Below are 25,892 nucleotides of genomic sequence, written 5' to 3' on the forward strand. Positions count from 1 at the left end.
CGCCGGTCCGGGGCCGGCCCGATCGCGTCGATCACGGGATCACGCGGCCGGGCCGGTCCCGCCGCGGTTCACCGTTCGACGTCCTGGGGATACCAGCGCAGTTCGACGGTGTTGCCGTCCGGGTCCCGCACGTACACCGACTGCGCGTCGCCACGCGCGCCGAACCGGCTGACCGGCCCCTCCAGCACGGTGAGGACGCCGGAGTCGATCACCTGCCGCCAGTCCACCGGATCCACGACGAGGCAGATGTGGTCCACGTTGGACTCGCCGCGCGGACGTTCGACCAGGTCGATGATGGTGGACTCGTCGACCCGTACCGACGGGAAGGGCGCCTCACCCGCCCGCCACTCCGCGACCCGCTCCTCCGCGAGGCCGAGGGTCCCCGAGTAGAACTCCAGTGCCCGTTCGGCGTCCTTCACGTTGAGCACCAAGTGGTCGAAGGCTTTCACGCGCATCGATGATCTCCTCTGCTGAATGTTCCGTCTGAGTCGGGGGGTGGGCTCATCCGTGTGCGGCCGGCGCCTCGCCGGGGACGGCGGGTGAGGTCCTGCCGCGGGTGGCGAGGGTGAGGAGCAGCGAGGCGGCGGTCAGCGCCACGCCGAACCAGACGACGCCGGTGACGCCCAGGTGGTCGGCTAGCAGTCCGCCGAACAGCGCCCCGAGCGCGATGGAGGTGTTGTACGCCATGGTGTTGAGTGACATCGCGGCTTCGAAGGTATCGGGCGCGGCGGCCTGGGTCATGTTGACCTGGCACAGCTGCACGACGCCGAAGGAGATCCCCCACAGGGCCAGCGAGACGACCGCGCCGGCCTGCCCGTGCCCGATGGTGAGCAGCAGCAACAGGGAGACCGTGAGCCCGGCGCAGCCCACGGCGAAGCCGCCCCTGAGGTTCCTGCCCACCGTGTGCCCGGCGATGAGGTTCCCGGCCGCGCCTCCGGCGCCGTAGAGCATCAGTACCGCGGTGATGAAGAAGGGCGTGGCCGAGGTGCTTTCCTCCAGGTATGGGCGCACGAAGGTGTAGGCCCCGAAGTGGCCGAGCACGAACAGCACGACGGTGAACAGCACCAGCCGCAGCGGCGCGTTCCTGAGCGGGAGCGTGAAGACCTCCCGGACCGGGACCGCGTTCTGCGACGGCAGCGACGGGATCGCGGCGACGACCGCGAGGAGGACCAGCGCGCTGAGGCCGGCCCAGATGAGGAACGTGGTCCGCCAGCCGGTGAGGCTCTCCAGGAGGGTGCCCAGCGGTATGCCCACGACCGCGGCGACCGAGATGCCCGACATCACGATCGCGGCCGCCCGGCCGGCGTGGCGTTCGGCGACGAGGCGCATCGCCATGCTCACGCCGATGGCCCAGAACACGCCGCTGGCGAATCCCATGACGAGCCGCGTCGTCAGGACCAGCGGGTAGTTCGGTGAGACGGCGGTGATGAGGTTTCCCAGGGTCAGTATCACCAGCAGCGCCGACAGCAGCACGCGCCGGTTGACGCGCCTGGTCCAGGCCACGATGAACGGCACGCCCAGCCCGGCTGAGACGCCGTACAGGGTGACCATCAGCCCGGCGGCGCCCACCGATATGCCCAGGTTCGAGCTCATCGGGGTGAGCAGGCCGACGGGCATCAGTTCCGTGGTGAGGAAGACGAACAGGCTGGCGGTGATCGCCGAGACGCCCAGCCACGACCTGGTGGCCGAGCGGGGGTGGTCAACGTGTGTGGCCATCATCTTCTTTCTGGTCATCGGATGTCACAGGCCGAGGGGACGGGGCCCTGCGGCGCCTGGCCGGGGCGCACTTCAGGGCCTCCGTCGTGTGGTCAAGAGTGGGCGAACACCGATCAATGAGTCCAATGCCTACTTTTCATCCTGATCGATCTGAATAAACGATTGATGGATGTGGCCGCGGCAGTCGAGGGCGGCGAGAGGGCTGTGATCCGACCCGCTGTGGCCATGTGTCCTGTCATGCGGCAATATGAGGGCGCCAATTGCATAAACCAACGCGGGAGCTCGGGGCGCCGGGCTGAGAGGGCAGCACAGCCGCTGCCGACCGCCTGAACCTGTCCGGGTAATGCCGGCGTAGGGAGCGTTTCGTGACATCCGATGTCATCGGTTCCAAGCATGCAGAGGCCCCCCTCACCCTCGACCAGGCCCCGCCCAAGACGCTCGGCGCGCTCGACCAGGGCGCGTTCTGGGCGAACCTGGGCGTCAGCCTGCTCGGCTTCTCCTTCGCCGTCTTCCTGATCGACCCGCTGCTCGACGGCGACGCCCTCACCCTGCCGGCGGCGCTGCTCGCCTCGCTCGTCGGCAGCCTGATCGGCACCGCGATGGTCGGCCTCGCCGCGGTGCCGGGCGTGCAGACGGGCCGGCCCGCGATGGTGCTGCTGCGCGGCCTGTTCGGGGCGAGGCTCTCCTCCGTCCCCACCGTCCTCAACATCGTCCAGATGATCGGCTGGGGCGCGTTCGAGCTGTGGGTCGTCGCGATGGGCGCCCAGGCGATCTTCGGACCGTCCGTGCCGTACGCGGTCTGGGCGGTCGCCGCCGGGGCGCTGACGACGGCGCTGACCCTCTACCCGCTGGGCGCCATCCGGCTGCTGCGGCGGTTCGTCACCGTCGGCGTGGTGGTGTCGGTCGTCTGGTTCGCGGTGGTCTTCCTCCGCGACACCCCCGCCCAGACCGGCGGGTCCTGGCACAACTTCGCCCCCGCGGTGGACTTCGTGATCGCCCTGTCGGTGTCATGGGTGCCGGTCGCGGCGGACTACGCCCGGCACTCGCGGTCCAGCCGCGCGGCCTTCACCGGCGTGGTCGGCGGCTACACGATCGCCCAGGTGGCGTGCCTGGCCGTCGGCGTCTACGCGGTGGCGCTGGCCGGCCACGCCGCGGTGGCCGAGAACCAGACCACGGTGTTCGCCCCGTTCGTGGCGGCGCCGCTCGGGGCACTGTTCTTCGGCATCCTGGTGCTGCGCGAGACCGACCAGTCGTTCGCGAACGTCTACTCCACGGCGATGTCGCTGCAGAACCTGATGCCCAGGGTGGACCGGAGGGTCTTCTCCGTGGCCATCGGCGTGCTGACCACCGCCGTCGCCCTCGTCATCGACGTCCACTCCTACCAGGCGTTCCTCGGCATCATCGGCGCGGTGTTCGTCCCGATGTTCGGCGTGCTGGCGGTCGACTACTTCCTGCTCGGCCGCGGCCGGACCTGGGACACCTCCGAGACCGCCCCCTCCCGCCTGCTCATGGTGGTCCCGTGGGTGCTCGGCTTCGCCACCTGGTGGCTGCTCGCCGCCCCCGCGGGGGTGAAGTGGTGGGACGACCGCTGGGCCTGGGTCAGGGACGCCGTCGGCTTCACCAAGCAGCCGTGGATGAGCGCGGCCGTCGGGTCCTTCCTCGTCGCGGGCCTGGTCACCCTGGCCGTCGGCAGGTTCGCCCGCCGGCCGCACGTCCTGACCGGCCGTACGCGGTGAGCGGGCGCGGGGCCCTCGTCCCGCGCCCACGGGCCGCCTCACGAGTTGCCGGCGACGGCGCCGATCGCCCTCGTCCCGCGCCCGCGGGCCGCCTACGAGCCGAGGGGCGGGCGGCCCGCGCCCCGCTCGACGCGCAGCAGCCGTTCCTTGGCGACCGGGCCGCCGGCGTAGCCGCCGAGGACGGTCTCGCTCTCGACGACCCGGTGGCAGGGCACGATCACGCAGACCGGGTTGCCGCCCAGCGCGTTGCCGACCGCGCGCAGCGCCCGCGGCCTGCCGATCCGCTCGGCGATCTCCCGGTAGGTGGTCACCGTGCCGTACGGGACCGTGAGCATCTTCTGCAGGACCGTCCGGGCGAACGGCGTGGCGAGCTGCAGGTCGATCTGGACGGTGAAGGTGCGCAGCCGTCCGGAGAAGTAGGCGTCCAGCTCCCGGCGGACCGGGTCGAGCCGCCGGGGGTCGCCCCCGATGAACGAGCTGACCTCGTTGCTGACGCGCTCGAAGACGGTGTTCTCGTCCTCGTAGCTGCACGCCACCACGCCCCGGCCCGTCACGGCGAGGACGAGCCGGCCCACCGGCCCGTCGAGCGTGCCGAACGCGACATCCGGGGAGGTTTTCCCCACGTACGTGGGCGAGGTCACCCGCAGCAGTGCGTCGATGTCACCGGATGACATGGCCCCACCCTTTCGCTGTCCGGGCGTGTTCAGGCGCGCGGTGACGGCAGCGTATCGGACGGATCCTCCCAACGGGTGTCAGCACATGCGGACGAAAGTGCCAAGATCAGGCCGGTTGACACGGCACTATTGGTATGTGGGTGACAGCAGGGGGTGCGACGACGGCATCGGCCGCGCGGTCGTCGCCAGCGCGCCCAATGCGATCGTCGCCCTCGACCGCGACCAGACGGTCCTCAGCTGGAACGCCGCCGCCGAGCGGCTGTTCGGCTGGACGGCGGCCGAGCTGCTCGGCCGCCGCGCCCCGATGGTCCCCGAGGAGCTGACCGCCGAGCACAACGCGGTCCTGGAGCGGGTCCGCACCGGCGGCCAGGTGTCGCTGCGGACCAGGCGGTTCCGCCGCGACGGCACCCTCCTCGACGTGCGGGTCGACACCAGCGCGCTGCGGTCCTCGGCCGGCGCCCTGCTCGGCTACGTCAGCGTCTACCACCTGGCGCGCGACGACGAGAGCGCCCACGACGAGGCCGCCCGGCGGGCACAGCTCGTCCGCAGGCTCACCGACGTGGTCGCCGACATCAACGCCGAGCGGGAGCTGCCCGCCGTGCTCGACCGGATCGCGGCCAGCCTCACCGAGCTGACCGGCGCCGACGCGGGCGGCTTCGTGCTCATCGAGGGCGACCGGCTCCGGCTGGTGGCCACCCACCGGCTGCCGGAGTCCATGCGCGGCTCCACCGCCGACCTGCGTTCCAGCCTGGTCGGCAAGCTCCTGCGCACCGGCCGGACCGTGATGCTGGAGACCGGCGAGCAGGCCGCGCTGGACGAGCTGATCTGGTCGCGGCTGCCCGGCCTGCACACCATCGCGCTCGGCCTGGCGGCGGTGGGCGGCCGGCCGTACGGCGCGCTGTACGCGTTGTTCGCCAAGCGCAAGGCGAGCCACCTGGAGCTGGAGCTGCTGGAGCTGCTGGCCGGGCACGCCGGGATCGCCGCCGGCAACGCCATGGCCTACCAGGAGGCGGTGTGGCAGCGGGCCCACGAGCGGGCCGTGTTCGACGCCAGCGCCGACGGCATCGCGGTCCTCGACGAGAAGGGCCGGGTCACCCAGTGGAACCCGGCGGCGGCCGGGCTGACCGGCCGCACCGCGGCCGACGTGATCGGCGGGCCGCCGCCGTTCCCGCTGCCGGAGCCGGGCGACAAGCTCACCCTGCAGCTCGCCTCGGGAGCCTGGCTGGAGGTGCTCTGCGCGGAGATCGTGGAGACCGGGGAGACCGTGGTCGACTTCCGCGACATCACCCGCGCCAAGGAGCTGGAGGAGGCCAAGGACCTCTTCCTGGCCACCACCAGCCACGAGCTGCGCACCCCGATCACGGTGGTGCGGGGGTTCGCGGGCACCCTCGACGCCCGCTGGGACAGCATGACCGACGCCGAGCGCCGCGCGGCCGTGCACACCATCGCCGAGCGGGCGCGTTCCCTCGGCCAGCTCATGGACCACCTGCTGCTGGGCTCCCGGGCCGGCACCGGCGAGCTCACGCTCCGGATCGAGGCGCTCGACATGGGCGCGCTGATCCGCGCCGCCACGCTGGGCCTCCCGGTGCTGTCGGATCTGCACCGCGTCGAGGTCGATGTGGCCTCTGACCTGCCCCCGGTCTCCGGTGACGCGCTGGCGACCGATATCGTGCTGGGGCAGCTCCTGGAGAACGCGTTCAAATACTCACCGGACGGTGGTCTCATCAGGGTCGCGGCTTGGCGGGAAGGTGACCGGGTGGTGGTGGTCGTGGACGACGAGGGCGTGGGCATCGCGCCCGCCAGCCGTGAGCGGGTGTTCGAGCGGTTCGTCCAGGTGGACGCCGGTGACCGCCGCAGGTTCGGCGGAGTCGGCCTCGGCCTGTACATCGTGCGCAGCCTGGCCCGCGCCCAGGGCGGCGAGGTGACGGCGCACGAGAACGCGGGAGGGGGCACCCGGATGCGGCTCTCCCTGCCCATTGCCGACACGCCGAGCGCCCATACCTGACCGACACACCGGTGCGGTCATGACCCGGTAACGGATGCGCTGAACTATCGTCGAATGTGCACAAGCCGTAATCGAGGCGCGGTTTCTAAGACCATCTAACGGGGCATTTCGGTCGTACCAGGTGTGTTCCTGAGGGGGAACGGGGAAACGGGGAGGTGAGTGCGTCGAGCGTCGTTCTGTTGCCGTATGCACCGTCCAGCGTCGCTGTCGCACGCCAACGTCTCTGCTCCGACCTGCAAGAATGGGGTGTCTACGAGACCGCCATCGACGACGCGGTCCTCGTGGTGAGCGAACTGCTGAGCAACGCGCTCCGGCACGCGCATCCGCTGCCGTCCGGCCAGGTCATGGTCGCCTGGCGGTGGGCCGGGGGGTGCGTCGAGGTTGCGGTGAGTGACGGAGGCGCCGCCACCGAGCCCCGCGCCGGACGGCCCACCCTCTCCTCCCTCGGCGGCCGAGGCCTCGGCATCGTCGAGTACGTCGCCGAGAACTGGGGCGTCAGGCACGAAGGAGAGATCACCACGGTCTGGGCCCTGCTCACCGCCGTCGCCGACCAGGGAGACGGCCAGGTGCCCCTGCCCGAGCCCGCGCTGCGGGAGTGCGGGTAGACCCGCCGGGCCCGCCGTACGGCTCACGCGGGCACGGCCGGGCCGCTCACTTCGAGAACCGGCTCACGACCGTGACCACGGTCACCACCGCGAACGCCACCACCGCCAGCACGAGCACGAACTTCAGCAGCCCGAACAGCGCCGGCAGCAGGAGCCCGAACACGACGTAAAGCGCCAGCAGGACGCCCAGGACCGCCATCACCGTACGAGTCATGTGATCCACGGTACGCGGGACGCGGGCCCCGCGGGGACGGAGAGGATAACGATCCGCTCTCCCCGATCCTTACGGACCGGTGACGCGGGCACGGTGGACGGCCCGCACGGGCCTACCGTGGACGTCATGGGCGCGCGGATTCTGGTGGTCGACGACGACCCCACGGTGGCCGAGGTCGTGGTCCGCTATCTCGAACGCGACGGCCACCGGGTGGAGTGCGTCTCCGACGGCGCCGAGGCGCTCCGCCGGGCGCTGTCCGACCCGCCGGACCTGATGGTGCTCGACCTGATGCTGCCGAAGATGGACGGCCTCGCCGTCTGCCGGAAGCTCCGGGAACGCCGCCCGATCCCCGTGATCATGCTGACCGCGCTGGGCGAGGAGATCGACCGGGTGGCCGGTCTGGAGATCGGCGCCGACGACTACGTCACCAAGCCGTTCAGCCCCCGGGAGCTGGCCCTGCGAGTGCGGTCCGTGCTGCGGCGGGGACGCGGCGCCGCGGCGGCGGCCGGGACCGGCGTGCTCCGGGACGGCGACCTGGTCGTCGACGTCGACGCCCACGAGGTACGGCTCGGCGCCGCGGAGGTGACGCTGACCGCCCGCGAGTTCGACCTGCTGGCCCACCTCATGCGCAACCCCCGCCAGGCGTTCAGCCGCGCGGCCCTGCTCGACCAGGTCTGGGGCTGGTCCTTCGGCGACTCCTCCACGGTGACCGTGCACGTCCGCCGCCTCCGCGAGAAGATCGAGCCGGACCCGGCCGCGCCCCGCCGCATCGTCACCGTCTGGGGCGTCGGCTACCGCTTCGAGCCCACCCCGGAGCCATGATCCCGTGATCCCCGAGATCCTGGTCATCGTCGCGGTCACGGCGGGCCTCGGCCTGCTGGTGGCGCTGGCCGGGCTGGGCGCGATGCGGCTGCTGCGCGAACGGTCGATCGGCGTGATGCTCGCGGTGGTCGCCGTGGTGACCGTCGTGGCGACGGTCGGCGGGGTGGTCGCCATCACCCTTGAGATGATCATCGAGGGCACGCCCCGGGACATCGTGCTCAGCGTGGTCGCGGTCGGCGGGCTCGTCGGGCTGGGGGTCGCGGCGGTGCTGGCCCGCCGGGTCGTGGCGGCCAGCCGCAGGCTTGTCGCGGCCGTGCGCGCCGTACCGCCGTCGGGGGAGTTCGCGCCGCCCCGCGGCCTGCCCGCCGAACTCGACACCATCGCCAGGACCCTGGAGCAGGCCTACGAGCGCATCCGCCTCGGCCACGAGCGCGAACGCGCGCTGGAGAGCGCGCGCCGCGAGCTCGTCGCCTGGGTCAGCCACGACCTGCGCACCCCGCTGGCGGGCATGCGGGCCATGGCCGAGGCGCTGGAGGACGGCGTGGCCGGCGACCCGGAGACCGTGGCGCGCTACCACCGGCGGATCCGCCTGGAGGTGGACCGGCTGTCGGGCATGGTCGGCGACCTGTTCGAGCTGTCGCGGATCCACGCGGGCGCGCTGCGGCTGTCGCGCTCCCCGGTCGGCCTCGGCGACCTGGTCGCCGACGCCCTGGCCGGCGCCGAGCCGCTGGCCAGGGCCAAGAGCGTACGACTGGCCGGCGAGGCGGGCGAGGTCGTCCCGGTCGTGGCCGACGCGGGGGAGCTGTCACGGGCGCTGCGCAACCTCGTGGTCAACGCGATCAGGCACACCCCCGCCGACGGCACCGTGCTGGTGCGCGCGGCGGTGGAGGGAGAGGTCGCCTGCCTGTCGGTCGCCGACTGCTGCGGCGGCATCCCGGAGGAGGACCTGCCCCGCGTGTTCGACGTGGCCTTCCGCGGCGAGGCGGCCCGGACCCCGGGCGCGGACGGCACCGGGGCCGGGCTCGGTCTGGCGATCGCGCAGGGCATCGTCGAGGCGCACGAGGGGACCATCGGCGTGGTCAACGCCGGGGCCGGCTGCCGCTTCGAGATCCGCCTGCCGCTGCCGGCCTGAGCGTCCGCCCGCCGTCCCGGGCCCGGGGCCCGTCCGCGGTCGGCGGCCTACCGTTCGTGGGGGCCGCTCCGGGGGGAGACGAGGATCACCCGGGTCTTCCCTCCGTCGCCGGAACCGCCGGAACCGCCGGGATCGTCGGGATCGTCGGGTTCGACGTGCCGGTAGGAGGACGGTGCCCGCGGGGTGTCGAAGGATTCGACCATGGCCCGGAAGGTGGGGCACGGCCAGCGCCACATGCAGCCGCGGCACCGCAGGATCGGGTGGGCCGCGTCGCTGGTGATGCCGCCCGCGTCGCGCGGCCGGTGGAGGTCGAGGAGCCGGACCCCGAGGGTGGCGAAGCCGAGCAGCTCCTCGCGCGCGCCCTCCAGGAAGTCGAGGTCGTCGCCCGTCAGGCGGGTCCTGATCGGGACGTATCCCTCGTGGCTCATCATGTCGCGGAGGGACCCGGCCGCGTCGTGCCACGAGGTGGCCTTCTCGGTTCGGGTGATCATGGACTCCAGGTGGTCCCGGAGCCGCTGTCGCTGGGGGTCCTCAGGAAGGTCGGTGTTCATCTGGTCGAGCCCGTTTCTGCTCAGCGGTCGTCGCTGCCGTGGCGCAGTGGACGGGCGGGAGAGTTCCGGGTCACTCCCTTCCCGGCCGAGCCGGTATTGCGCAGTGTCAAGTCTCGCGCACTCAGGGTTTCCGTGAGGTCGAAACGGGGGACAAAAGGCCGGCGACTCGTCCTGGGCGAGAGAACGTGACCCGGGGCCTTCGCGCCGCTAGTGTGCCGCTGTGGAGCTAAAAGTCTCAACTCGATCTCATGCCGGGCACACCGTCATGACTATCACCGGTGAAATCGACCTGTACACCGCGCCAGGCCTGCAGTCCGAGTTCGCTCGGCTGCTCCAGGAGAGTCCGACCACCTACGTGGTCCTCGACCTCTCCAAGGTGGAGTTCTGCGACTCCACGGGGATGAACGTGCTGCTCGCCGCGCTCAAGCGGCTGCGCGAGCGCGGGGGGACCATGGAGCTGGCCGCGCCGCGGCCCGCCGTACGCAAGATCCTCCAGGTCACCGGGCTCGACTCGGTGTTCACCGTGCACGAGGCGGTGCCGGACGAGTCGCTGTCGGCCGAGCCGCAGGGGTGACCGGCGCGACGATGACCGGCACAGCAGTGATCATCCCCGCCAAGGACGAGGCGGACAGGATCGGCGCCACCGTGGCCGCCGCCACGGCGCTCCCGGGCGTCGATCTCGTCGTCGTGGTGGACGACGGCTCGACCGACCAGACCGGCAGGGTGGCCAAGGCCGCCGGGGCGCGCGTCGTACGGCACAGCCGCAACCGCGGCAAGGCCGCCGCCATGGAGAGCGGCGCCGAGGCGGTTCGCCTGTTCGACGACGAGAGCCCCAGGAACCTCCTGTTCCTCGACGCCGACCTGGGCGAGACGGCGCGCACCGCCGCGCCGCTGATCGAGCCCGTCGCGGCGGGCGAGGCCGACATGGCCATCGCCGTGTTCGCCACCAGGGTGAAGCTGGGCGGCCACGGGTTCGTGGTACGGCTCGCACGCGAGGGCATCGAGCGGGCGACCGGCTGGACCCCGGCCCAGCCGCTCAACGGCCAGCGCTGCCTGACCAGGGCGGCCTTCGAGGCCGCCCGCCCCCTGGCGCACGGCTTCGGCGTGGAGACCGCGCTGACGATCGACCTGCTGCGCAAGGGGTTCCGCGTGCGGGAGGTCGAGGTGGAGATGACCCACCGGGCCACCGGCACCGACTGGAGGGCCCAGGTCCACCGGGCCCGGCAGTTCCGCGACGTCGCCCGCGCCCTGCTGGTCCGTCGCTAGCCGCCCGTCACCGGCCGCCGGCCGCCGTCTCGGCGGACCGTCACCGGGGGCCCGCGCATGCCCGTCCGGCGCTCCGGACCGGCCACCGCCCGGGGCACCGCGCCGGGTGTGCTGGAATTTGCGGGTGACTCGGGATCCGGCGGTTGTCGACGGCAGGCGAGCCCCCGCGCGTGGCGCGTTCCGGGGACTCGACGCGGCCGCCTACGCGGCCGTGGGGCTGTCGGCGGCCCTGACGGTCCTGATCGGGCTGCTCGGGCCGTCCGCGATGGTCCCCGGGCTGCCCGGCCCCGCCTGGCAGCCCCCCTACTCCCTGGGCGTGCGCCCCGACGGCCACCTCGTGATCGCCATGGCCGCGGCCGCGATCGTGCTGGGCGGCCTCGGACTGGCCGGCGCGCTGCGGGCCCGGAGCGGGCCCGCCCCCCGCCTGCTGCTGGTGGCCGGCTGCGCGGTGGCCGGACTGCTGGCCTTCCTCCCCCCGTCCGGCTCGGCCGACCACCTGAACTACGCCGCCTACGGCCGCCTGGCCGCCCTCGGCCTTGACCCCTACGCCGTCACCCCCGCCGAGCTGCCCGCCGACCCGGTCACCGGCGCGGTGGAGGAGTGGGCCGGCGTGACGAGCGTGTACGGACCGGTGGCGACGGCCGTGCACGCGCTGGCGAGCCTGATCGGCGGCGACTCGGTCAGGCTGACGGTCTTCGCGATGGCGGCGTTCAACGCGGCCGCGTTCATCGGGACCGCGTTGCTGCTGCACCGCTTCACCCGGGCCGACGCCGGGCTGTCCCGCCGGGCGGCGCTGTTGTGGGCGGCCAACCCGCTGATGCTCTACCACCTGGCCGCCGGGATGCACGTCGACACCCTCGCCGTGGCCTGCATGGTCGCCGCGCTCGTGGCCCACGCGGCCGGGAACGCGGCGCGGGCCGGCGCCGTCCCGGCCGGCGTGGCCGGACCAGGGGTCCGGCCGTACCGGTCGGTTCGGACGGGCCGGGCGGCGGCTGGCGGCGGGCCGGGAGCGGCGTGCTGCTCGGGCTGGGCATCGGGGTGAAGCTCAACGCCGGGCTGGTCGCGCTCGGCCCGGCGTGGGAGCTGCGCCGCTCACCGCGCCGGCTCGCCGTCGTCGCGGGCGCCGCCACGGCCACCGTGCTGCTGACCTACGGCCTGGCCGGGCCGCACGTGCTCGACCAGGTCGGCGCGGCCAGCAAGAAGGTCTCCCTCGCCACTCCGTGGCAGCTCGCCAAGACCGGCCTGCAGGCGGCCTTCGGGCCCGGCGCGTACTCCTCGTGGATCCAGCTCGGCTCGATGCTGCTGCTGGCCTGCCTGGCGTGGCTGGTCCTGCGGGCCACGCCCCGGGCCACCGCCCCGGCGGTCTCCGCGGCGCTGGTGGCCGCCTGGCTGTTCGCCGCGCCGTACGCGCTGCCGTGGTACGACGGGCTGGCCTTCGCGCTGCTGGCGATGGCGGCCGGGGCGTCCTGGCCCGCGCTGGAGACCTTCGTGCTGGCCAGGACGGCCGTCCTGTCGCTGGGCTACCTCCCGGCCAGGGAGGCGATGCGCCCGGCCGACCTGCTGTGGCTGAAGACCCTGATCAGGGAGCGGGTGGTGCCGTGGTCCCTGCTGGCTCTGACGCTCGCCCTGGCGTGGTGGGCGGCGAGAGCCGGAGCGCGCGCACGCAGGCGGTCAGCGTCAGCGGCACCGCGACCGTGAGCGCCATCGCCGGGATGGCGATGCCTGAGTCGTTCAGCAGGAACCCGGCCAGCGCGCAGACCAGCGCGCCGATCAGCCCGGCGCGCAGCGCGGGCGCCAGCGTGTAGGCCCGGCCCAGCGCGGAGGCACCCCACCGGGAGGGGCGGTCCAGCACCAGGAACAGGAAGGCCAGCGCGACCAGCGAGAGCAGGGTCAGCGGCCAGTTGCCGACGGTGATCCCGAGCATCGCGCCGAACTTCCGGGTGACCACGGCCCACGCCTCGCCGTCCAGCACCTGCTGGACGAACGCGCCGAGGTGGGTGCGCTGCTCGGCGGGCCGCAGCCAGTCGGCCACCGCGATCACCGTGATGGCCAGGACGCCCGCCGTGCCGATCAGGACGGCCTTGGTCACCGACAGCCGGCGGCCCGACAGCAGGACCACGAGGACGGCCACCCCGGCCAGGAACGCCGGGACGCCGCCGAAGTCGGCGCCCCACCCCGGCCAGCCGTCGGCGAACACCGCGAGCCCGCCGTACAGGACGCAGACGGCCAGGGCGAGCGCGCGGCGTCCGCGGGGCAGCAGCCACTGGGCGACCCCGGCGAGCGCCAGGATGGTGCCGGCCGAGTAGACCGCGAAGGCGATGTTGCCGAAGCCGTAGAAGCGCCCGCCGGTGACGGGCTCGTAGCCGCCGACCGCGTTCACCTGGAGCCGGGAGCCGGTCATCACGTCGGCCAGCAGGGCCAGCGAGGTGATCGCGGCGACCACGGTCAGCGGGCCGAGGACGTGCGCCCGCCACGGCCCGGCCAGGGCGAGCGCCGCGACCAAGCAGGCGACGGCCACGATGGTCAGGACCAGGGCGGCCATCGGCGCGGGCAGGCTCCACCACGGCACGAGCTGGGCCAGGAAGATGCCGACGGGGATCGCGCCGCTGACCGTCGCGACGCCCCGGACGGCCGTCAGCGCCCGCGAGCCGCCCCAGCCGCGCCGGAACGCCACGGCGGCCAGCACGTAGAACAGGATCTGCACGGTCACCAGGCCGGTGAAGAACGGCCCCCGCACCTCGCGCAGCACCTCGCTGGCGAGGTCGTCGTCGGCCAGCCGGTCCACCGTGGCGGCCGTGCTCCCGCCGCCCGGCCCGGCGCTCCGCCAGGCGTGCCCCACGACCGTGTTCGGCGCCTCCAGGCCGAGCAGGGCGATCACGGTGGCGGTCAGGTCGGTGTTGGTGACCAGGCCGTCCTGCCGGGTGGAGGGCGCGGTGAGCAGGCCGCGCGGGTACGGCGCGCCGCCGGGGGACGCCCCCCGGGCGACGGCCACGTGCAGGTGGGCGGTCGGCGAGGTGTCGGACAGGCCGCCGAGCAGGACGGTGGCGCCCGGCGGGACCCGGCCGAGGACCGCGTCCACCCCGCGGTCGGCGGCGGCCACCGCCTCCCGGCGGGCCCGGTCGGTCAGCGCGGCGAGCGGGCCGCCGTCTCCCGGACGCTCCCGCAGCCACGCCTCGGCGAGGTCGGGGACCTCCGCCACCACCAGCCGGTACGGTGCCAGGTCGCCGAGTCCGCCGATGCTGGGGGCGTATTTACCGATATTTCCGGACTTGTCGGCAGCGGCGAGCGCGGCTCCCGGCCCGGCCGCCGCCACCTTCCCCCCGGCGTCCACCACGAGCTGCCCGAGCTGCCCGAGCACCGGGCGGTAGGAGACCTCGGCGGCGTTGTGGGCGGTGAGCCGGGACCAGTCCGGCACGCTCGCCCCGCCGTCCGGTCCGGGTCGCGGCACGGCGGGCGGCGCGCAGCCGTCCCCGGGAGCGCCCGCCCGCTGCCCCGCCGAGACGGTCAGCCAGCCCGCGACCGGGCAGATGAGGCTCCGTCCCGGCGGGGGCACCGCCCGGGTGGACATCGACGCGGATCCGCCCCGCTCCACGAGCCCCCACAGGTTCGGCGTCCGCGCCCGGTCGAGGTCATCCCATTCGAGGCCGGGAACCCCGATCACCACGACCTGCCCCGGGTTCGCCGGCACGGCCGGGGAGGCGGCGGCCGGAACGGCGGCGTGGGCGGCCGTGCCGGGGACGAGGAGAACCAGAGTGAACACGGCGACCAGCGCGGCCCACAGCACCCGCGCGGCGGCCCGCGCGGAGGGGACGCCCCCGGCGGCCGTCCGCGCGGCGCGTGCCGGCCGTTCCGGGACCCGCGTGACGTGGAACGGCCCCGCGGCGCCCGGCGGGGCCGGGAACGGGCCCGCGGTGGGGACGGGCCTGTGACCGCCGTGCACCGCACCCATGAGACTCCCCCGTGTCCGTGAACCGTCAGGTCCTGCTTCGTGGATCATTCCGCCCGTCGCGACCGGCCGGACGGCCGGGCGTCCCCGTCACGGCGGAGATCCGCGGGCGGGACCCGGGCCGCCGGTTTACCAGCCCCACGGTAACCTGCCTGCTCGTGATGACTGGCGAGGCGACCGCGACGACCACCGTCAGGCGGCCACCGTGGGTGTGGCCGCTCGCGCTGCTGCTCGTCGCCGCGGCGGCGGCCCCGCTGGTCCTCTACTGGCTGGGCAACGTCGACGACCAGCGACTGGTCGACCTGGATGTGTACCGTACCGGCGGCCAGGCACTCCTCGAAGGCCGGCCGGTCTACGACTTCGTGACGCCCGCGCCGCAGCTCCTGCCGTTCACCTACCCGCCGGTCGCGGCGATGCTGGCCGTACCGCTGGCCATGATGTCCTGGCCGGTCGCGCAGTGGGTGTGGACGGCCGGGATCTTCGTCACGCTCGCCGTCACCGTCGCGTACGCCTTCCGCGCCGCGCTGGGCCGTCTCGCGACGGGTCGCGCGGCGGCGGGTCTCGCCGCGCCGGGGTCCGGTGTGCCGGGCGGCGGCGGGCCGGACGGCGCCGCGTCCGGCCGTGGTGCGCAGGGCGGGGCCGCGCCGAGCCGTACGGCCGCGCCGACGGAGGGCCGGTGGGGCGGCCTGTGGCTCCCGGCGGTGTTCGCCGTCCTGATGGTCGCGTGCACCTACCTGATGCCGATCAGGGACCAGGTCCGCTTCGGCCAGGTGGACATCCTGCTGGTCGCGCTCTGCCTGGCCGACTGCGTGGCCCGCCGCCCGGTCTGGCCGCGCGGCCTGCTGATCGGCCTGGCCACCGCGGTCAAGCTCACCCCCGGCGTCTTCCTGATCTACCTGCTCATCACCGGGTTCGGCCCGGGCGGGCGGCCGGAGCAGCGCCGGGCCTTCTTCATGGCGGCCTTCACCGCCGCGCTGCTGACCCTGCTGCCGTTCCTGGTGATCCCGTCCGACGCCGCCGACTTCTGGTTCCACGCGCTGCTCGACCCCGAACGGCTCGGCGCCAACGCGGCGACCACCAACCAGTCGATGCGCGGCATGCTGATCCGGCTCTACCTGCCCGACGCGCCCACCTCCCTGCTCTGGCTGGCCCTGGTCGCCGCGGTCGGCTGGTACGGCTTCCGTCACGCCCGCCGGGCGTTCCTCGACGGGCACGCGATGACCGGGGTCGCGCTGACCGGCCTGATGGCGGTGCTGCTGTCGCCGGTGGCCTGGATCCACCACCTGGCCTGGGTGGTCGTGGTCCTCGGCGCGCTGGCCGGGGACGGGCGCGACCCGGTGCGGGTACGGGTCGCCGCGGGCGTCTGGCTGTACTACGTGGTGCCCGTCCCCTGGTGGGGAGTGGCGATCAAGGCCGCCGAGATCCCGGTGCTCAGCCCGGTGCTGGGGAAGATCGTCCAGAACGGGTTCGGGCTGGGCGCGCTGGTCCTGGTCTGGTTGCTCGCCTCGTGGCTGCCGAGACGCCGCGAGACGTTCCGGCCGCTCGCCTGACGCCTCCCGGCACGTGTGATTCACCACCGTTTCCGGACCGGCACCGGATAGCCTGACAACATGCCGAAACTCGCCTACCTGGGCCCTGAGGCCACCTTCACCGAGGAGGCCCTGCGCATCCTGGCGCCGCACGCCGAGGGCCTGCCGAGCGCCAACGTCAGCGCGGCGCTGGACGCCGCCAGGCGGGGTGAGGCCGACGGCGCCGTCGTGCCGCTGGAGAACTCCCTGGAGGGCGGCATCAGCTCGACCCTCGACGAGCTCGCCTGGGGCGAGCCGCTGCTCATCACCGCCGAGCTGCTGCTGCCGGTGCAGTTCTCCCTGCTGACGCGGACGGAGATGCCGCTCTCCGACGTCAAGCGGGTCTACACCCATCCGGCCGCCATCACCCAGTGCCGTGGCTTCGTCGCCCGCGAGATGCCGGACGCCGTGGTGGTCCCGGCCCCGTCGACCGCGGCCGCCGCCCAGGAGGTGGCCGACCCGGGCTCGCCGTACGACGCGGCCATCGCCGCGCGCATCGCCGGCGAGCGCTACGGCCTGGTGGAGCTGGCGTCCGGGGTCGGCGACCGGTCCGACACCGTGACCCGGTTCATCCGCCTCTCCCGGCCGGGCCGGCTGCCCGATCCCACCGGCTCCGACTGCACCTCACTGGTCGCCTTCCTCACCGACGACCACCCGGGCGCGCTGCTGGAGATGCTCACCGAGTTCTCGGTGCGCGGCGTCAACCTCACCCGCATCGAGTCGCGGCCCACCGGCGACGGCATCGGCCGTTACTTCTTCCACTTCGACCTCGAAGGCCACGTGGCCGAGGCCCGGGTCGGCGAGGCGGTCTCCGGCCTGCGCCGCATCTGCGCCGACGTCCGCTTCCTCGGGAGCTACCCGCGCGCCGACGGCGTGGCGCCGCGGATCAAGCGGGGCACGGCCGACGACGACTTCGCCGAGGCCGCGGGCTGGCTGTCCAGGATCCGCTCCGGCCGGCCCTGACCCTTCCAGCGCCCTCCCGGCCGGCCCTGATCCTTTCGGCCGGCCTGGCTCTTCCGGCCGGCCCGCCCCTCCGTTCCGGTGGGACCGGCCGGGCCGGAGAAACCCGGGTAATAGGTGAGCGGGTGCGTGCCCCGCATCGGTAGCCTTGTCCTGTGATTGACCTGCGTACCCTTCGTGAGGATCCCGACCGGCTACGGGCGTCGCAGCGTGCCCGCGGTGAGGACGACTCCGTCGTCGAAAAGCTGCTCGACCTCGACGAGCGGCGGCGCGGCGCGCTGAGCCGCTTCGAGGCGCTGCGCGCCGAGCAGAAGAGCATCGGCAAGTCGGTCTCCCGCGCCTCCGGCGAGGAGAAGACCGCCCTGCTCGACCGGGCCAAGGACCTCTCGGCACAGGTCAAGTCCGCCGAGGCCGAGGCCGAGAAGCTGGCCGGGGAGCTTGAGGAGCTGCTCCACACCGTGCCCAACCTCGTCGAGGAGGGCGCCCCGGAGGGCGGCGAGGACGACTACGTCGTGCTGGAGGAGGTCGGCGAGAAGCCGTCCTTCGACTTCGAGCCGCGCGACCACCTGGAGCTCGGCGAGCTGCTCGGCGCGATCGACATGGAGCGCGGCGCGAAGGTCTCCGGCGCGCGGTTCTTCTTCCTGAAGGGCGCCGGCGCCCGGCTCCAGCTCGGCCTGCTCAACATGGCCATGCAGCACGCGATCGAGGCCGGGTTCATCCCGATGATCCCGCCGGTGCTGGTCAAGCCGGAGTCGATGAAGGGCACCGGCTTCCTCGGCGCGCACGCCAGCGAGGTCTACCACCTGCCGGAGGAGGACCTGTTCCTGGTCGGCACCAGCGAGGTCCCGATGGCGGCCTACCACGCCGACGAGATCCTCGACGGCGCGGCGCTGCCGTACCGCTACGCCGGCTGGTCGTCCTGCTTCCGCCGCGAGGCGGGCTCGTACGGCAAGGACACCCGGGGCATCATCCGGGTCCACCAGTTCGACAAGATCGAGATGTTCTCCTACTGCCGTCCCGAGGACGCGCAGGCCGAGCACCGGCGGCTGCTCGACTGGGAGCGGGAGATGCTCGCCAAGGTCGAGCTGCCCTACCGGATCATCGACACCGCGGCGGGCGACCTCGGCACGAGCGCGGCGCGGAAGTTCGACTGCGAGGCGTGGGTGCCCAGCCAGGGCCGCTACCGCGAGCTGACCTCGACGTCCAACTGCACCGACTTCCAGGCCCGTCGCCTGGGCGTCCGCTACCGCGACGCGGGCGGCAAGCCGCAGCACGTGGCGACTCTCAACGGCACCCTGGCCACCACCCGGTGGATCGTCGCCATCCTGGAGAACCACCAGCGGGCCGACGGCTCCGTCGTGGTCCCGGAGGCCCTGCGCCCCTACGTCGGCCTCGACGTCCTCGAACCCGCCAAGTAACACATATAGGCCTTCCGGCCTTCTTTTCGGTCTTTCCCCACCCTTCCGTACCCTCCCGGCCCGAGGGCCCCGCCGATCCCGGCGGGGCCCTCGTCGTCATGCCCCCGGTCAAGGGAAGTGGACGGCGAGCGTACGGCCTCCACCTCCTGGTAGATGGCCAAAAGTCCGGATATCTACGGCAAAGGTCGGGGGGTGGTCACGAGGGCTTCCCCGATCGCCGGAATGTGATTCGGCATCCACCGCCGAGCGGTGATGTCCGCCACACGAGCGGCGGCCCGCACCGGTGTCGATCTACGGCTCCCGTGGCGGCCGTCGAGCCTCCTCGGCAGAGACGGCCTCCATGGGCCCACAGGAGGCTTTGGGGCCGACTACCGGCTTCCCCGATGGTCCGGGCCGGGTGAGGCCCTCAGCGGCGCTCTCAGAGGCGAAGAGGGGGTGCGGGCCGTGCGCCCGGTGATTCGCCGGCCGTGGCGGAAACCGACCCGCGAAGTCGTTCGGGGGTGCGGCGGCGAGGACGCCCGGAAAGGGCGGCGGGACGCGATCGGCGGTGGCGAAGGGGCGGTCGGCGGCGGCGAAAGCGGCGACCAGAGGGGGTGTAAGGGGCGCCCAGGGAGGCGTAAGGGGCGCGCAGGGGGCGAAAGGAGCGACCAGGAGAGGTCGTAAGGGGTGCCCGGAAAGGGCATCCGGGTATGTCCGAAAGTCGCAGGGCTGTCCGGAAACGGCGAAGGCGGGGTTCGCGTGAAGCGAACCCCGCCTTCCCCTCTGCAGAGGTCTATGCGTCAGACGGCGCGAACCTGCGAGGCCTGCGGGCCCTTCTGGCCCTGCGTGATCTCGAACTCGACCCGCTGACCGTCCTCGAGGCTCCGGTAGCCGGAGCCCTGGATCTCGGAGAAGTGGACGAAGACGTCCGGTGCGCCACCGTCCGGCGCGATGAAGCCGAAGCCCTTTTCAGCGTTGAACCACTTGACGGTTCCCTGAGCCATTAAAGCTCTCCCTCAGGATTTGAAACTTCGGGATTCACACCTCGTGAACCCCATGTGTCGTACAGCACGCCCCGGGGTGGTTCAGTCAAACTGGTTTTCACAACGGGATTCAGCTAATACAACGCCATCACATCTAACACTATCCCGCGGACAGGTGTTCCCGCCATGAGGAAGTTCATCCCAGGCGAGTCCCGCGTGGCGTGGCACCGGGCATCACGGTGCAGACTGGACGTGTTATGGGAAGCCCCCGCCTTGTCGCCACCGACCTCGACGGTACCGCACTGCGCTCGGACGGCACCGTCTCGGACCGCACCGTCGCCGCCTTCGCACGCGTGGAGGAGGCCGGCGCCACACTCGTCTTCGTGACCGGCAGACCACCACGCTGGATGCGCCCGGTGGCCGGAGCCGTACGCCACCGGGGTCTGGCCATCTGCGCCAACGGCGCCCTGGTCTACGACCTGCACACCGAGCGTGTCGTCCAGTCGCGCCTCATCACCCCCGACATCCTGGAGGAGGTCGTCGGGAGGCTCCGCGCGGAGTTCTCCGAACTGACCTTCTCCGTCGAGTACGAAGGCGGGTACGCCCACGAATCGTCCTTCCGCCTCGACCGCGCCGACAGCCGTACCGCCGGGCTGCTCGTCGAGGCGGCGGCCCTCACCGAACGGCCCTGCGCCAAGCTCCTGGCCCTGCACCCCCGGATGGACCCCGACGTCCTCAACGACGCCGTCTGCGAGCTGGTCGGCGACCTCGTGACGCCCACCCACTCCAGCGGCCGGGCGCTGATCGAGATGAGCGCCCGAGGTGTGACCAAGGCCACCGCGCTGGCCGCCCTCGCCGAGACCCAGGACGTCGTGCGGACCGACTCGATCGCCTTCGGCGACATGCCCAACGACCTGCCGATGCTGCACTGGGCCGGCACCTCCTACGCCGTCGCCAACGCCCACGCCGAGGTGCTGGCCGCGGTCGATCACGTGACCGCGGCCAACGACGACGACGGGGTGGCCGAGGTGCTGGAGGGCCTCTACCGGTAGCCCCGCGAGCGCCGGTGACCCCGGACGTCCCGCGGGATCACCGGTGGCTCTGCGGACGCCGATGGCCCCGCGGTCCCCGGGCGCGGATCCCCCTGGCAGGTGGCCCCGCGGGGCCCACAGGTACGGACTCCCCCGGCGGGTGGCCCCGCGGGTCCTTGCGGGTACGGCCCCCGGCGGGGGTGGCGCCGCGGGTCCTACAGGTACGGACCCGAGCTGCCCTGGTGGCCGCTGTCCTGCTGGAGGGAGACGCCGCCGGGCAGAGCCCTGCGCATGTTCTCCAGCTGGGCGCGGGCGGCCATCTGCTGGGCGAAGAGCGTGGTCTGGATCCCGTGGAACAGACCCTCCAGCCAGCCGACGAGCTGCGCGTGCGCGACGCGCAGCTCCGCGTCGCTCGGCGGGGCGCCCTCACCGTCGGCGAAGGGAAGCGACAGCCGCTCCAGCTCCTCGACCAGCTCGGGGGCCAGGCCGTCCTCCAGCTCCTTGATCGAGCTCTGGTGGATCTCCTTGAGCCGCTTGCGGCTCGCCTCGTCCAGAGGGGCGGCCCGGACCTCCTCGAGGAGCTGCCGGATCATGCTGCCGATGCGCATGACCTTGGCGGGCTGCTCCACCAGATCGGCGACCGAGCGGCCCTCGCCGTCCTGCTCGACCTGGGCGCCCTGGGGCCCCACGACCACGATGTGCGGAGTGCTCTCCTCAGCGTTCATAGTCTTCAACCTACTAGCAGAATTTTCCCGACGTGTTCCCCGGTCTCGATGAGCCGATGGGCCTCGGCCGCCTCGCTCATCGGCACGCGGGCGTGGATCACCGGCCGGATCACGCCCGCGTCGACCAGCGGCCAGACGTTCTCCACGACGCCGCGCACGATCGCCCCCTTCTCATCCACCGGCCGCGCGCGTAGCGTGGTGCCGTGCACCGAGGCCCGCTTGGCGAGGAGCGCACCCAGGTTCAGCTCGCCCTTCGAGCCGCCCTGCATGCCGATCACGACCAGCCGTCCCCCGGTCCTGAGCGCCCTGACGTTCGCGGGCAGATACTTCCCGCCGATGATGTCGAGGATCACATCCGCCTGGATCCGCTCGGAGAAGTCCTCCTCGCGGTAGTTGACGCCCTCGTCGGCGCCGAGCTCCAGGCAGCGGGCGATCTTCTCGTCCGTCCCGGCGGTGACGGCCACGCGCGAGCCGAACGCCTTCGCGAGCTGTACGGCCAGCGTGCCGATGCCGCTGGCGCCGCCGTGGACGAGGAGCGTCTCGCCCCTCCTCAGCCGCGCGGTCATGAAGACGTTGGACCACACCGTGCAGGCGACCTCCGGCAGCGCCGCCGCCTCCACCAGGTCCACGCCGTCGGGCACCCGCATGACCTGCTGCCAGGGCACGGCTACCTTCTCGGCGTAGCCGCCGCCGGACAGCAGGGCGCAGACCCGGTCACCCGGCCGGAAGCCCTCGACGTCCGGACCCGCCTCGGCGACCACCCCGGAACACTCCAGCCCCGGGTACGGCGAGGCGCCCGGCGGCGGGTCGTACCGTCCCTGTCTCTGCATCACGTCGGCGCGGTTGACGGCCGAGGCCGCCACATCGATGAGGACCTCACCTGGGCCGGGGCGCGGATCGGGCACCTGTTGCCACGACAGCGCTTCGGGTCCGCCGGGTTTATCGATCACGATGGCGTGCATGTGAGCCAAGCTATCCGGTGGGCCAACTTGACCGTTGCCCGCGATGATGTGAACACAGGGCGTTAACCTGCTATGTGTTTGCTGCCCTTTTACGCCCATCCCGAGGGGGAACACGGTGGCAAGGCACGATCGTGAGGAATCTCTCGAGGAACAGCTCGCCTGGCTCGACGCTATCAAGGAGCAGGAGGAGGTACCCCCGGTACCGGCAAAGAACGCGGTGGACGACGCCACCGCGGTCTCGCCGTACCCGAGGGACCCCTGGGGCCTGGTCGCCGCCGAGCCCGAGCCCGAGACCACCTCGGCGCAGCTCCTCCGTGCCGCCGTCGACTCGGCCTACGCCCCCTCGGACACCTCCCCGGGCACGGGCGGCCACCCGGCCGAGGACGCCGACGCGGCGGACTGGATGAACGCGGGCTCGACGGCGGGCGCGTTCGCGGTGCCCCCGTTCGGGGGGCCCTCCTCGCCGTCCTCTCCCTCGTCTTCCCACTCGTCCTCCCAGCCGTCCTCCCCGTCGTCCTTCCCCCGGAACGACGACGGCTTCCTGGCCCCGCTGAGGCCGCTGCCCCGCCAGGAGCACGACGACGCCGAAGGCTCCGCGACGGGTGACCTCACCCGGCCCGACGTCCGTTTCCCCGTGGACGGCGACCGGGCGTCCTTCACCGACCCGGGCCTCGGCCGGGGATCGTTCACCGACCCGGGCTTCACACGGCCGTCGCCCACCGACCCGGGCCCCGAGCGGTCGTCGTTCACGGACCCCGGGCTGGAGCGGCCGTCGTTCACCGACCCCGCTCTCGAACGGCCGTCCTTCACCGACTCCGGCCCTGCGCGGTCGTCCTTCACCGACCCGGGTCCCGGCCGGGGGTCGTCCACCGATCCCGGCCCCGAGCGGTCGTCCTTCACCGACCCGGGCCTTCGCACGCCCCCGACCGGGCCGGAGGAGCCGTCCCGTCCGCTTCCCGAGCAGTCCCGGCAGGCGGAGGAACGGCTGGAGCGCTCGCCGTCCGGCGAGCCGACCGCGACCGGGCCGTCCGGCCCCGCCGGGCCGTCCGGTAGCCCCACCGACGAGCCGTCCGACGGCCCCGCCGACGCCGGTTCCGGGCCCCCCGGGTCCTCCGGTTCCGCCAGGACCGCCGGGTCCTTCGGCGCTTCCGGGGCCTCCAAGTCCGCCGAGCCGCCCCTGGAACCGTTCAAGCCCGCCGGTGCCCCGCTCGAACCCTTCAAGCCCGCCGAGTCCGGCCGCTCCCTCGACCCCGCCGAGCCCCCGCTTGAGCCCTTCAGGCCCTCGGGACCCGCGCCGGAGCCGCTCAAGCCCACCGGGAACACGGCCGGCCCCGCCGAGTCCCCGCTCGAACCCCTCAGGCCCTCGGCTCCGAAGCTCGAAGGGTTCTCCTTCGGGAACTTCGAGTCCCGCGGCGCCGACCGCGACCGACCCCCTTCCGAAGCTTCCGAACCGGACACCGCCGCGGAACCGGCCGCCACCGACGCCGTACGGCGGGCACCTGAGACGCCCGGGTCCGGGACGTCGGGCGCGGGGAGCCCCGGTTCCGAGAAGCCGGGTTCGGAGATGTCCGGCACGGAGACGCCGGGTTCGGAAGGGCCCGGCTCGGAGAAGCCCGGCTCGAAGCCCGGCTCGGAGGCGTCCAAGCCCGGCGCTGCCGGCCCGTTCGGAGCCCCCGTCGCCTTCGGCGCCGACCGGCCGCAGCCCGGCACGCCGGAACGGCAGACCCCCGGCTCGTTCGGTTCGGCCGCCTTCGGCCTTTCCGGCCCCTCCGGTCCCGAGCCCTTCACCCGGGGCTGGGACGCGCCCTCGGCCGCCCGCGACGACGCGGCCCTCACGCAGTCCCGGGACGACCGGAACGACCGTGACGATCGGGGCGCCGCCCCCCGGCCCGACGAGGTTCCCGGCCGCACCGGGGGCGACTCCGAGCGTGATCGGGCTTCCGGCCGTGACACGGCCTTCGGGCCGGGCTCCGGTCGTGACATGGCCGTCGAGCGCGAGCCGGGATCCGGACGCGACACGGCCTTCCGCCAGGACCGTGACGTCGCCCCCCGCGGGGAGGCGCCCTTCTCGCCGGAACACCACGAGCGGCCCTTCACCCCGGCCGCCTCGGCGACTCCGGCGGACGCCCCGGACCGCGAGAGGCCCCCCGCTCCCGAACGGGGCCGGCCCGCCGATCGCGGAGACAGGCTCGCCGCCTCCCGCAAGGACAGAGATCCCACCTCCGGCCGGGGGACGATCGACCGGGGCAACTCCTTCTTCCCCGACGACGACGAGGACGAGGAACTGCGGGAGCCGTACCAGCCGCGCCGCCGCCACTCGGCGCCGCCGCCCGCGTTCAGCGCCCCCTCCCGCCAGTCCTCCGGCACGGCCAGGCCGTCGGCCGACAGCCTGGACCCGGACTCGCTGCTGCGGGGCCGCCGCAACGGGCCGTCCAGCGGCTGGCGCAAGCTGATCTACCGGGCCACCGCGGGCCTGATCAAGCCCGGGGAGTCGCCCGAGGTCCGCCGCCGCGGCGAGCTGGTGACCCGGGCCCGCACCCCGGTCGCCACCGGCCACCACCGCGTCGCCGTACTCAGCCTGAAGGGCGGGGTCGGGAAGACCACGACCACGGTCGGCCTCGGCGCGACCCTCGCCCAGATCCGCGGCGACCGGGTCATCGCGGTCGACGCCAACCCCGACCGCGGGACCCTCTCGGACAAGCTGGAGCTGGAGACCTCCGCGACCGTCCGCGACCTGCTCAACGAGCGCCAGCAGATCAAGCGCTACGTCGATATAAGAGCCTTCACCTCGCAGGCGCCGTCGCGGCTGGAGGTCCTCGCCTCCGACCGCGACCCGTCGGTGTCGGAGGCGTTCAGCGCGTCCGACTACCAGGCGGTGGCGCAGGTCCTGGAGAACTTCTACTCGATCTGCATCACCGACTGCGGCACCGGCCTGCTCCACTCGGCCATGTCGGGAGTCCTGGGCCTGGCCGACCAGCTCGTCCTGGTCAGCTCCCCGTCCGTGGACGGCGCCCGCGCCGCCTCGGCGACCCTCGACTGGCTGGAGGCCCACCACTACGAGGACCTGGTCAGCTCGGCCACCGTGGTGCTGTGCAGCGTCCGCCCCAGGTCGAAGTCGACCGTCGACCTCGACCGGCTGGAGGCCCACTTCGCGGCCCGCTGCCGCGCCGTGATCCGCGTCCCCTACGACCCTCACCTGGAGGAAGGAGCCGAGATCGACCTGGAGCGGCTGCAGCCCGCCACCCGCGACGCCTACCTGCGGCTGGCCGCCTCCGTCGGCGACGGCTTCGCCGCACCGCAGCCCTGACCCCGGGCGGCGGCCTCCCACCCGTGGGCTCCGGCCCCGGGGCGGACGCGGAGCGCCACCGAGTCAGGGACGCGCCGGTGACGGTGAGAGGCTAAGGTGCAATCTGACACGTTCTTCGGGGCGTGTCGGCCGGGAGAGCTCGCCTAGTGGACGATGGCGGCGGTCTTGAAAACCGCTAGGGCCGGCGACGGTCCTCGTGGGTTCGAATCCCACGCTCTCCGCTCACCACGCGAAACGGCGCCTGACCAGGGGATTCCCTTCGGTCGGGCGCCGTTGGTCGTTTCGGGGGTGC

At 73.2% G+C, this 25,892-nt stretch carries 23 protein-coding genes, 1 tRNA gene and 1 riboswitch; of the genes, 15 read left to right on the plus strand and 9 right to left on the minus strand.

What is annotated here, in order from left to right:
- Positions 1-68 precede the first annotated feature (68 nt).
- Complete coding sequence (locus ACQP10_RS00645) at positions 69-455, minus strand: VOC family protein (protein ID WP_346018205.1); 387 nt, start codon at positions 453-455, stop codon at positions 69-71.
- 46 nt (positions 456-501) lie between these two features.
- The gene (locus ACQP10_RS00650) at positions 502-1,716 is read right to left on the minus strand and encodes an MFS transporter (protein WP_346018204.1); all 1,215 of its coding nucleotides are present in this window, start codon (positions 1,714-1,716) and stop codon (positions 502-504) included.
- A gap of 264 nt (positions 1,717-1,980) precedes the next feature.
- Positions 1,981-2,093, plus strand: a riboswitch (TPP riboswitch).
- Between ACQP10_RS00650 and ACQP10_RS00655 the strand changes: the two genes are divergently transcribed.
- Complete coding sequence (locus ACQP10_RS00655; protein WP_433540662.1) at positions 2,082-3,452, plus strand: purine-cytosine permease family protein; 1,371 nt, start codon at positions 2,082-2,084, stop codon at positions 3,450-3,452. It overlaps the preceding riboswitch by 12 nt.
- 92 nt (positions 3,453-3,544) lie before the next feature.
- On the opposite strand, the gene ACQP10_RS00660 is transcribed toward ACQP10_RS00655, so the two are convergent.
- A complete protein-coding gene (locus ACQP10_RS00660) occupies positions 3,545-4,126 on the minus strand; it encodes a methylated-DNA--[protein]-cysteine S-methyltransferase (RefSeq protein WP_179821319.1) in 582 nt (193 codons plus the stop codon).
- An 85-nt stretch (positions 4,127-4,211) separates the two neighbouring features.
- On the opposite strand from ACQP10_RS00660, the gene ACQP10_RS00665 reads away from it, so the two are divergent.
- Together ACQP10_RS00665 and ACQP10_RS00670 are read left to right on the plus strand one after the other, a co-directional pair.
- The gene (locus ACQP10_RS00665) at positions 4,212-6,131 is read left to right on the plus strand and encodes a sensor histidine kinase (RefSeq protein ID WP_346018202.1); all 1,920 of its coding nucleotides are present in this window, start codon (positions 4,212-4,214) and stop codon (positions 6,129-6,131) included.
- 176 nt (positions 6,132-6,307) lie between these two features.
- Positions 6,308-6,736: an ATP-binding protein gene (locus ACQP10_RS00670; RefSeq protein ID WP_386150741.1), complete on the plus strand. Its 429-nt coding sequence runs from the start codon at positions 6,308-6,310 to the stop codon at positions 6,734-6,736.
- Positions 6,737-6,782: 46 nt separating this feature from the next.
- On the opposite strand, the gene ACQP10_RS00675 is transcribed toward ACQP10_RS00670, so the two are convergent.
- Complete coding sequence (locus tag ACQP10_RS00675; protein ID WP_346018200.1) at positions 6,783-6,950, minus strand: hypothetical protein; 168 nt, start codon at positions 6,948-6,950, stop codon at positions 6,783-6,785.
- Between the two features lie 126 nt (positions 6,951-7,076).
- Here ACQP10_RS00675 and ACQP10_RS00680 point away from each other — a divergent pair, with 126 nt between their 5' ends.
- Entirely contained in the window at positions 7,077-7,772 is a 696-nt protein-coding gene (locus ACQP10_RS00680) for a response regulator transcription factor (protein ID WP_179821310.1), read from the plus strand.
- Between the two features lie 4 nt (positions 7,773-7,776).
- A complete protein-coding gene (locus ACQP10_RS00685; protein ID WP_346018199.1) occupies positions 7,777-8,904 on the plus strand; it encodes a sensor histidine kinase in 1,128 nt (375 codons plus the stop codon).
- Positions 8,905-8,951: 47 nt separating this feature from the next.
- Here ACQP10_RS00685 and ACQP10_RS00690 read toward each other — a convergent pair whose 3' ends face one another.
- Complete coding sequence (locus ACQP10_RS00690) at positions 8,952-9,455, minus strand: hypothetical protein (protein ID WP_346018198.1); 504 nt, start codon at positions 9,453-9,455, stop codon at positions 8,952-8,954.
- Positions 9,456-9,675: 220 nt separating this feature from the next.
- Here ACQP10_RS00690 and ACQP10_RS00695 point away from each other — a divergent pair, with 220 nt between their 5' ends.
- From ACQP10_RS00695 to ACQP10_RS00710, 4 genes are all read left to right on the plus strand, one after another.
- Positions 9,676-10,029: an STAS domain-containing protein gene (locus ACQP10_RS00695; RefSeq protein WP_179821304.1), complete on the plus strand. Its 354-nt coding sequence runs from the start codon at positions 9,676-9,678 to the stop codon at positions 10,027-10,029.
- A gap of 11 nt (positions 10,030-10,040) precedes the next feature.
- Positions 10,041-10,721, plus strand: a complete 681-nt coding sequence (locus tag ACQP10_RS00700; protein WP_433540663.1) for a glycosyltransferase — start codon at positions 10,041-10,043, stop codon at positions 10,719-10,721.
- A 124-nt stretch (positions 10,722-10,845) separates the two neighbouring features.
- Positions 10,846-11,763 carry a polyprenol phosphomannose-dependent alpha 1,6 mannosyltransferase MptB gene (gene mptB / locus ACQP10_RS00705; RefSeq protein ID WP_433540664.1) on the plus strand — a complete coding sequence of 306 codons (918 nt, stop codon included), beginning with the start codon at positions 10,846-10,848 and terminating at the stop codon, positions 11,761-11,763.
- Entirely contained in the window at positions 11,736-12,419 is a 684-nt protein-coding gene (locus ACQP10_RS00710; protein WP_433540665.1) for a hypothetical protein, read from the plus strand. The genes mptB and ACQP10_RS00710 overlap by 28 nt, the downstream gene beginning before the upstream one ends.
- Here ACQP10_RS00710 and ACQP10_RS00715 read toward each other — a convergent pair.
- Positions 12,301-14,670, minus strand: coding sequence for a hypothetical protein (locus ACQP10_RS00715; RefSeq protein ID WP_433540666.1), 2,370 nt, complete (start codon positions 14,668-14,670; stop codon positions 12,301-12,303). The two genes, ACQP10_RS00710 and ACQP10_RS00715, sit on opposite strands and share 119 nt — an antisense overlap.
- 158 nt (positions 14,671-14,828) lie before the next feature.
- On the opposite strand from ACQP10_RS00715, the gene ACQP10_RS00720 reads away from it, so the two are divergent.
- The 3 genes from ACQP10_RS00720 to serS all read left to right on the plus strand — a co-directional run bounded on the left by ACQP10_RS00720 (position 14,829) and on the right by serS (position 18,613).
- Complete coding sequence (locus ACQP10_RS00720) at positions 14,829-16,217, plus strand: glycosyltransferase 87 family protein (RefSeq protein ID WP_389992904.1); 1,389 nt, start codon at positions 14,829-14,831, stop codon at positions 16,215-16,217.
- A gap of 60 nt (positions 16,218-16,277) precedes the next feature.
- Complete coding sequence (pheA, locus tag ACQP10_RS00725) at positions 16,278-17,198, plus strand: prephenate dehydratase (protein WP_346018194.1); 921 nt, start codon at positions 16,278-16,280, stop codon at positions 17,196-17,198.
- 152 nt (positions 17,199-17,350) lie between these two features.
- Positions 17,351-18,613 carry a serine--tRNA ligase gene (gene serS / locus ACQP10_RS00730; protein WP_179821291.1) on the plus strand — a complete coding sequence of 421 codons (1,263 nt, stop codon included), beginning with the start codon at positions 17,351-17,353 and terminating at the stop codon, positions 18,611-18,613.
- Between the two features lie 779 nt (positions 18,614-19,392).
- Here the strand turns inward: serS and ACQP10_RS00735 are convergent.
- On the minus strand, positions 19,393-19,596 hold the full coding sequence (locus ACQP10_RS00735; RefSeq protein WP_179821289.1) for a cold-shock protein: 204 nt from the start codon (positions 19,594-19,596) through the stop codon (positions 19,393-19,395).
- A 236-nt stretch (positions 19,597-19,832) separates the two neighbouring features.
- Between ACQP10_RS00735 and ACQP10_RS00740 the strand changes: the two genes are divergently transcribed.
- The gene (locus ACQP10_RS00740) at positions 19,833-20,627 is read left to right on the plus strand and encodes an HAD family hydrolase (protein WP_179821287.1); all 795 of its coding nucleotides are present in this window, start codon (positions 19,833-19,835) and stop codon (positions 20,625-20,627) included.
- 194 nt (positions 20,628-20,821) lie between these two features.
- Here the strand turns inward: ACQP10_RS00740 and ACQP10_RS00745 are convergent, their stop codons facing one another.
- Both ACQP10_RS00745 and ACQP10_RS00750 read right to left on the minus strand, forming a co-directional pair.
- Positions 20,822-21,331: a bacterial proteasome activator family protein gene (locus ACQP10_RS00745; RefSeq protein ID WP_179821285.1), complete on the minus strand. Its 510-nt coding sequence runs from the start codon at positions 21,329-21,331 to the stop codon at positions 20,822-20,824.
- A gap of 5 nt (positions 21,332-21,336) precedes the next feature.
- Entirely contained in the window at positions 21,337-22,293 is a 957-nt protein-coding gene (locus tag ACQP10_RS00750; protein WP_179821283.1) for an NAD(P)H-quinone oxidoreductase, read from the minus strand.
- Positions 22,294-22,408: 115 nt separating this feature from the next.
- Here ACQP10_RS00750 and ACQP10_RS00755 point away from each other — a divergent pair, with 115 nt between their 5' ends.
- Both ACQP10_RS00755 and ACQP10_RS00760 read left to right on the plus strand, forming a co-directional pair.
- Positions 22,409-25,600 carry an AAA family ATPase gene (locus ACQP10_RS00755; RefSeq protein WP_433540667.1) on the plus strand — a complete coding sequence of 1,064 codons (3,192 nt, stop codon included), beginning with the start codon at positions 22,409-22,411 and terminating at the stop codon, positions 25,598-25,600.
- Between the two features lie 132 nt (positions 25,601-25,732).
- Positions 25,733-25,821, plus strand: a tRNA-Ser gene (locus ACQP10_RS00760).
- The last annotated feature ends 71 nt before the right edge of the window (positions 25,822-25,892 follow it).

Origin of the sequence: Streptosporangium sandarakinum (assembly GCF_050942225.1) — a bacterium.
Taxonomy (GTDB): Bacteria; Actinomycetota; Actinomycetes; order Streptosporangiales; family Streptosporangiaceae; genus Streptosporangium; species Streptosporangium nondiastaticum.